At 69.2% G+C, this 6,998-nt stretch carries 6 protein-coding genes and 1 pseudogene; 4 read left to right on the top strand and 3 right to left on the bottom strand.

All coding sequences use genetic code 11. The annotated features are described in order from the left end of the window. Window positions 1-147 precede the first annotated feature (147 nt). The 3 genes from ON29_RS20900 to ON29_RS20890 form a co-directional block, all read right to left on the bottom strand. Window positions 148-609 (bottom strand): AMP-binding protein, encoded by a 462-nt coding sequence (locus ON29_RS20900; protein WP_040868701.1) that lies wholly within the window; start codon window positions 607-609, stop codon window positions 148-150. 139 nt (window positions 610-748) lie between these two features. Beyond that, a complete protein-coding gene (locus tag ON29_RS20895; protein ID WP_040868698.1) occupies window positions 749-1,843 on the bottom strand; it encodes an ABC transporter substrate-binding protein in 1,095 nt (364 codons plus the stop codon). Window positions 1,844-1,964: 121 nt separating this feature from the next. After that, entirely contained in the window at window positions 1,965-2,771 is an 807-nt protein-coding gene (locus tag ON29_RS20890) for a VOC family protein (protein ID WP_040868696.1), read from the bottom strand. Between the two features lie 335 nt (window positions 2,772-3,106). On the opposite strand from ON29_RS20890, the gene ctaD reads away from it, so the two are divergent. The 4 genes and pseudogenes from ctaD to ON29_RS37195 form a co-directional block, all read left to right on the top strand. Next, entirely contained in the window at window positions 3,107-4,849 is a 1,743-nt protein-coding gene (gene ctaD / locus ON29_RS20885; RefSeq protein WP_083863925.1) for an aa3-type cytochrome oxidase subunit I, read from the top strand. 197 nt (window positions 4,850-5,046) lie between these two features. Further along, window positions 5,047-6,264, top strand: coding sequence for a phosphoserine phosphatase SerB (gene serB, locus ON29_RS20880; RefSeq protein ID WP_040868692.1), 1,218 nt, complete (start codon window positions 5,047-5,049; stop codon window positions 6,262-6,264). A gap of 102 nt (window positions 6,265-6,366) precedes the next feature. Further along, entirely contained in the window at window positions 6,367-6,789 is a 423-nt protein-coding gene (locus tag ON29_RS20875; RefSeq protein WP_040868690.1) for a protease inhibitor I42 family protein, read from the top strand. Beyond that, window positions 6,789-6,998, top strand: a pseudogene (locus ON29_RS37195) (peptidyl-tRNA hydrolase); the annotation flags it as partial. The gene ON29_RS20875 and the pseudogene ON29_RS37195, both read left to right, overlap by 1 nt.

Genomic DNA, 6,998 nt, shown 5'->3' with positions numbered 1-6,998 from the left:
CAGCCACCGCGGTACCGGTAGTACCTGCCGCCGCACAGCACGCGGCACCTCAATTCTGGACCGGCGTGGTCGGCGCTGCGGGGGTATTGGGCACACTGCGCGACCCGAACATCGCTGTTCGGGTCGTGTTCGGAGGGGTATGCCCGCTCAGGCGGCGGCCGGCAGAAGATCCAGGTCGGCCGCGCGCAGCGGCGCGGCGGAACTGGTCAGGTAGCGCTGCAGGGTGGAGCGCTCGTCCAGCACCAGCCAGGTGATCCGGTCCGCGTGCTCGGGCTGCTGGTCCTTGGTGGTGATGCCCACCGGGGTGCCGAGCGCGTAGGAGCCGTCATCGGTGACCGGGACGGTGATGGCGCCGATCTTGGTGGCGGCCCGCTCGGCCACCACGGCCTCGATCGGCTGGTCGATCGCCACCGCGATACGGGTGCCCGGCCCCGCGCCGATGCGCAGCAGCAGCCGGGCCAGGCGGTTGGACCAGCGATCGAGCTCGGCGTAGGTGAGGTCGCAATCGGCGGTGGACACCACGACCGCCTGCGGGTCGACTTCGGCGACGGGCTGTGCGATCGGCAGGGCGTACAGGTTGTCGGCGAGCGAATCGGTCAGCGTGTGCATGTCGTGTCCTCGAGAGTCGATTGAGAGGTTCTTGGCGTACCTCTGAATCTCGTCCTCGAAGGGTCTTTCCGACAGCAACCCCAGCGCTGGTCCGCGCACTCCCAGGGTGGGGGAAACCGCACCCAAGGTGGTGGTGAGGTCAGTCGGTCACGTAGCCGTTCAGCGTATTGCGCAGATCGGTGAGCAAGGCGCGGGCGGCGGTGAGGCCATCGCCGTGCCAGACGCTGTCCTCCACGGCGAACACCCGGCGATCGGTGGCGGCGCCGAGTTCCTTCCACTCGTCGGTGCGCAGCACCGCTTCGGCGTGCTTCTTGCCCTGCGGGCCCGCGAGGATCACGTAGATCAGGTCGCCCTCCACCTTCGTGGCGAACGCGTCCTCGTGCACGTCGAACGAAGCGCCGCGCTGAGCCGCGGGACGCTGCACGCCCGCGTCGGCGAGCACTTGGCCGGAGAAGCTGTCGCCGCCCTGCACCCGCTGGGCGTCGGCGGTGAACCGGACGACCGACGCCTGGGTCTGGCCCGCCGCCAGCGCCACACCGGTGTCGCGCGCCTCGGTGCGGTAGTTCTGCAATGCGGTCTCCGCCGCGCCGCGACGTCCCAAACCGGCCGCGAACGCCGCGAATTCAGCCTGCCAGCTGTCGTTCGAGCCGACCAGCACCGTCGGGGCGATCGCCTGTAGCGCCGCGAAACTCGCCGACTGCGTGGGGATCTCGCCCAGGATCAGGTCGGGGTGCAGGCTCGCGATCCGCGCCGGGTCGGGCTGCGCGGCGGTGCCGACGGCGGGGATCTTCAGCACGCCGGTGCCGAGGTAGTCCGGCTGCGGACCGGGCCCGTCCATCGTCACCGTGCCCACGACTCGCTCCCACAGACCGAGTGCGCAGACCGCGTCCAGCGCGGAAGTGCTGAGCACGACGACGCGCTGCGGGTCGGCGGGCACCTCGGAGACGCCCGCCGCATGGGTGACGCTGCGGGTGGCCTCGCCCGCCGGATCCGGCGCGCTCGGCAGCGCGCATGCCCGGGTGGTGTCGCGCTCGAGTCCCACCACGCCCGCGCCCGCGATATTGGTGGTGGTGCGCACGATGGACGCGGCGTCGTCGGTGGTGCCGCCGCACCCGGCCACGAGGAGCGCGGCGCACCCTGCCACGACCGCCCGGAACCGGTGACCGCCCGCGCCGCTGCGGGACCGGGCCGCGCGAATTCGGCCGCGTACATGCAAAACGTCGCTCACCGGCATGCGAGTGAGGGTACATGTCGGCGCCGGTCGTCCCATGGGTGAGGTCGGAGCCGTGGACGTCCGCGCACCGGCGTTCGGTGTGCACCGGGTTGGACCGCCCACGGCCCGAAATCGAATGGGATCAGGCTCGATTGCCGCCGATGCTGAAGCGTGCGCCGGTGGCGTCGGTGACGGCGGACATGCGGCCGTAGGGGGTGTCCTCGGGCGGGGAGAGCACCGAGCCGCCGAGTTCGACGAGGCGTTCGACGGACTTGTCGACGTCGTCGGCGCCGAAGTAGACCGTCCACCCCGCGGGGGCGCCCTCGGGCAGGAATGCCGAGGCGTCCATGACCCCGCCCAGCATCGGGCTCTCGGCGTGGATGGTGGAGTAACGGAACTCCGGAGCGTCGGAGATGGTGAAGACGTCCGACCAGCCGAAGACTTCCCGGTAGAACGCCAGCGAGGCGTCGTAGGCGCGGGTGTGCAGCTCGAACCAGGACGGCGCGCCCGTGTGGTCGCGCCACTGGCCGCCCGACACCAGACCCATGGTCTCGAACCCGGGGAACGTCCCGGCCTGCCAGATGCCGACGCCCGCGCCGCCGACGTCGCCGAGCACGGCCATCGTGCCCAGGTCGCCGACCGTCATCGGCGGCACCACCAGCGACGCCCCCGCCGCGCTCGCCGCATCGGCGGTGACCTGCGCGTCGGGAGCGGCCAGATACACCGTCCACTGCTCCGGGCTGTCGGTGTCGCCGGGCATCCTGGCCATCGCGCCCGCCACCGCGCGCCCGTCCTTGCGGAAGGTGACGTACCCGCCGAACTCCTCGCCCGCGCTCTCGGCGGTCCAGTCGAACAGGTCGCGGTAGAACGCGATACTGCGATCGAGGTCGGAGGTGTACAGATCCACCCAGCAGGGGTCGCCGGGCTTGCGGCCATTCGGTGTCGTCATCGCTGGTCTCCTGGTCGAGAGGGAAGTCGTGTCACCGATACAGACGGCCGTCGCCCACGGAACTCATCGGTGCCACGGAAGGCCCCGGCCCGCCGCGTACGCTGTGCAGGAGCAAGCGGCGGCCGCTCGAACGCGGCCACGAGAGCGCCGCGAACAGGCCGCGCCGTAGGTGCCGCCGAACAAATACGACAGAGAGTAGGACCCGTTCGGTCGGCTCGGGAGGCGCGGGTTTACGATTCGAAGAGCGCAAGCGAACTGTCGTCTGTCCCGACATAGGGATGGATGCGATCAGCGGAGCCTGCGGAGCGAATTGAAGGCACCTTTCAGGAGGATCAGTGACTGCCGTAGAGCCCCAGCCAGTCCCTCAGTTGGAAGCGACTCGGCCTTATCCGGCTCGGACCGGGCCGAAGGGCTCGTTCATCTACAAGATGGTCACCACCACGGACCCCAAGGTCCTGGGTGTCATGTACCTGACCACGTCGATGGGCTTCTTCCTCATCGGTGGCCTGATGGCCCTGCTGATGCGCGGTGAGCTGGCCCGGCCGGGCCTGCAGTTCCTCTCCACCGAGCAGTTCAACCAGCTGTTCACCATGCACGGCACGATCATGCTGCTGTTCTACGCGACCGCGATCGTGTTCGGCTTCGCCAACATCATCCTTCCGCTGCAGATCGGCGCCCCCGACGTCGCCTTCCCGCGCCTGAACGCCTTCAGCTACTGGCTGTACGCGTTCGGTGCCAGCATGGCGACCGCGGGCTTCATCACCCCGGGCGGCGCGGCGGACTTCGGCTGGACGGCGTACGTGCCGCTCACCGACATCCTGCACTCGCCCGGCGTCGGCACCGACCTGTGGATCCTGGGCCTGGCGGTGTCCGGTCTGGGCACCATCCTCGGTGGCGTGAACATGCTGACCACCGTGGTCTGCCTGCGCGCTCCCGGTATGACCATGTTCCGGATGCCGATCTTCACCTGGAACATCGCCGTCACCAGCGTCCTGGTGCTGCTGGCCTTCCCGCTGCTGACCGCCGCGCTGTTCGGCCTCGCCTACGACCGCCACCTGGGTGGCCACATCTACGACCCCGCGACCGGCGGCATCCTGCTCTACCAGCACCTGTTCTGGTTCTTCGGCCACCCCGAGGTGTACATCATCGCGCTGCCGTTCTTCGGCATCGTCTCGGAGATCTTCCCGGTCTTCTCGCGTAAGCCGATCTTCGGTTACACCACGCTGGTCTACGCCACGCTGGGTATCGCCGCGCTGTCCATCGCGGTGTGGGCGCACCACATGTACGCGACCGGCGCGGTGCTGCTGCCGTACTTCTCGTTCATGACCTTCCTCATCGCGGTCCCGACCGGTGTGAAGTTCTTCAACTGGATCGGCACCATGTGGCGCGGTCAGCTGACCTTCGAGTCGCCGATGCTGTTCTCCATCGGCTTCATCGTCACCTTCCTCTTCGGTGGTCTGTCCGGCGTCATCCTGGCCAGCCCGCCGCTGGACTTCCACGTCACCGACTCGTACTTCGTCGTGGCGCACTTCCACTACGTGCTGTTCGGCACCATCGTGTTCGCCACCTACGCGGGCATCTACTTCTGGTTCCCGAAGATGACCGGCCGGATGCTGGACGAGCGCCTGGCGAAGTGGCACTTCTGGACGACCTTCATCGGCTTCCACACCACCTTCCTGGTGCAGCACTGGCTGGGCGCCGAGGGCATGCCGCGCCGCTACGCCGACTACCTGCCCGGCGACGGCTTCACGACGCTGAACACGATCTCCACGATCGGCGCCTTCGTGCTCGGCGCGTCGATGCTGCCGTTCCTGTGGAACGTCTTCAAGAGCTACCGCTACGGCGAGGTGGTCACCGTGGACGACCCGTGGGGCTACGGCAACTCCCTCGAGTGGGCCACCACCTGCCCGCCGCCGCGGCACAACTTCTACGAGCTGCCGCGCATCCGCTCCGAGCGCCCCGCGTTCGAGCTGCACTACCCGCACATGGTCGAGCGCATGCGCGCCGAGGCCCACGTGGGCTGGGGCGCGGGTAAGCACGCGACCGAGCTGCACGAGCCGAACGCCCTGGCGAAGTAGGGCGTTTCCGCGCCGGGGCAACGCACGGGCGACGTCCGGCCCCGCCGTAGGATTCATCGCGACGAGTGTGCACCCGCTGGTCATCAGCGGGTGCACACTCGTTTGTGGAGATCGTTTGTGGAGATCAGTACGCACCGTGCGTTGCGACAACGACGTCCAGCACAGCGACGGCGAACATCGAACATGGAGCGCATCAGTTGGCCGACACCACCGTCCTCGTCACCGTCACCGGACCCGACCGCCCCGGTGTGACCTCCGTGCTGCTCGCGGCCATGTCCCGGCACCACGTGAGCCTGCTGGACGTGGAGCAGGTCGTGATCAGGGGCAGGCTGACCCTGGGCGTCCTGGTCACCTGCCCGACCGACGCCGAGGCGTTGCAGGACGAACTCGAAGAGGCCATGAACACCGTCGGCATGCACGTCGACGTGGAGGTGGACGCGGCGATCGGCAGGCAGCCGATGTCCACGCACGCGGTGGTGATCCTCGGGAGCCCGGTCACCGCCCGGGCGTTCAGCGCGGTGTCACGGCAACTGGCCGTCCTGGGCGCCAATATCGACACCATTCGCGGTATCGCCGACTACCCGGTGACCGGCATGGAGTTGCTGGTCACCGCGACCGACTCCGGCCCGGACACCGACTCGCGGCTGCGCACGGCGCTGGCCGAGGTCGCCGTGGCCGAGCAGGTGGACGTCGCCGTGGAGCGGGCCGGGCTGGCCCGCCGGGGCAAGCGGCTGATCGTGTTCGACGTCGACTCGACGCTGATCCAGGGCGAGGTCATCGAGATGCTCGCGGCGCACGCGGGCGTGGAGGACGAGGTCCGCAAGGTCACCGAAGCCGCGATGCGCGGGGAGATCGACTTCGCCGAATCGCTGCGGCAGCGGGTCGCGACGCTGGCCGGGCTGGACGAGACGGTGATCGAGGAAGTGGCCGACCGGATCGAGCTGACCCCTGGCGCACGCACCACCATTCGCACCCTGCGCCGGATCGGTTTCCGCTGCGGCGTGGTGTCGGGCGGCTTCCGGCAGGTGATCGAGCCGCTGGCGCACGAACTGGAACTGGACTTCGTGCAGGCGAACACGCTCGAGGTCATCGACGGCAAGCTGACCGGCCGCGTCGTCGGCGAGATCGTCGACCGCGCGGCCAAGGCGACCGCGCTGCGCAAGTTCGCGGCCGAGGCCGGGGTGCCGATGGAACAGACCGTCGCCGTGGGTGACGGCGCCAACGACATCGACATGCTCAACGCCGCCGGGCTCGGGGTCGCCTTCAACGCCAAGCCCGCGCTGCGCGAGGTCGCCGACGCCGCGCTCTCGCATCCGTACCTGGACGCCGTCCTGTTCATCCTCGGGGTCACCCGGCACGAGGTGGAGGCCGCCGACGCCAGGGACGGTCTGCTGCGCCGCGTTCCGCTGGGGTGAGCGGTCCGGAACCGAGCACTCGGACGACTGGCGGCCTGCCGCTGCGCGGATCGCCGATCGGTAGGCTCGCCGCGAGTTGATCATTCGCCGATCGGAGGACAGGTGCGCAAGTCCCTGCTGGTGCTGCTGCTCTGCTCGGTGGTTGCGGGCTGCGGCAACGACTCGCGCGAGACCCATCCCGCCGAGGACGCGAAACCTGTTGTGCGGGTTGGTGATGCCGACGACGGGCAGCAGCGGCGGCTGCTGGTCGGACAGCGTCTCGTGGTCGCCCTGCCTGCCAACCCGTCGACCGGATACTCCTGGAGTGTCGCGCAGAGGGATTCGTCCGCGGTCCGGCAGGACGGCGAGGCGGATTACGAACCCGATCCGGCCGTGCCGGTCGCGCCGGGCGCGGGTGGCACCGCCGTATGGAACTTCGTGGGTGTCGCGGCGGGTGTGACCGCGTTGAAGATGGAGTACACGCGTCCGTGGGACCAGGGCTTGGCACCGGCACGGACGTTTTCGTTGACGATCGAGGTGCAGTGATGACGCGCATTCCGGAATGCGGCGCCGAAGTCGGGCGCGGCGCAGAGAATTCCACGGCCGACCCGCTCGCCGCGGCGACATCGGATATCGCGGCATTCCATGCCCGGCATGCGGAACTGGCGCGCGGCTACCACGGCGCGGGCGATCCGGACGACCCCGCCATGGTGCAAGCGATGCAGATGGTCCTGCACCTGCCCAAGGCCGATCCG

Origin of the sequence: Nocardia exalbida NBRC 100660 (assembly GCF_000308575.1) — a bacterium.
Classification (GTDB): domain Bacteria; phylum Actinomycetota; class Actinomycetes; order Mycobacteriales; family Mycobacteriaceae; genus Nocardia; species Nocardia exalbida.
Note: the sequence above shows the minus strand (reverse complement) of the source record. Positions and strands in the feature narration are given on the sequence as shown.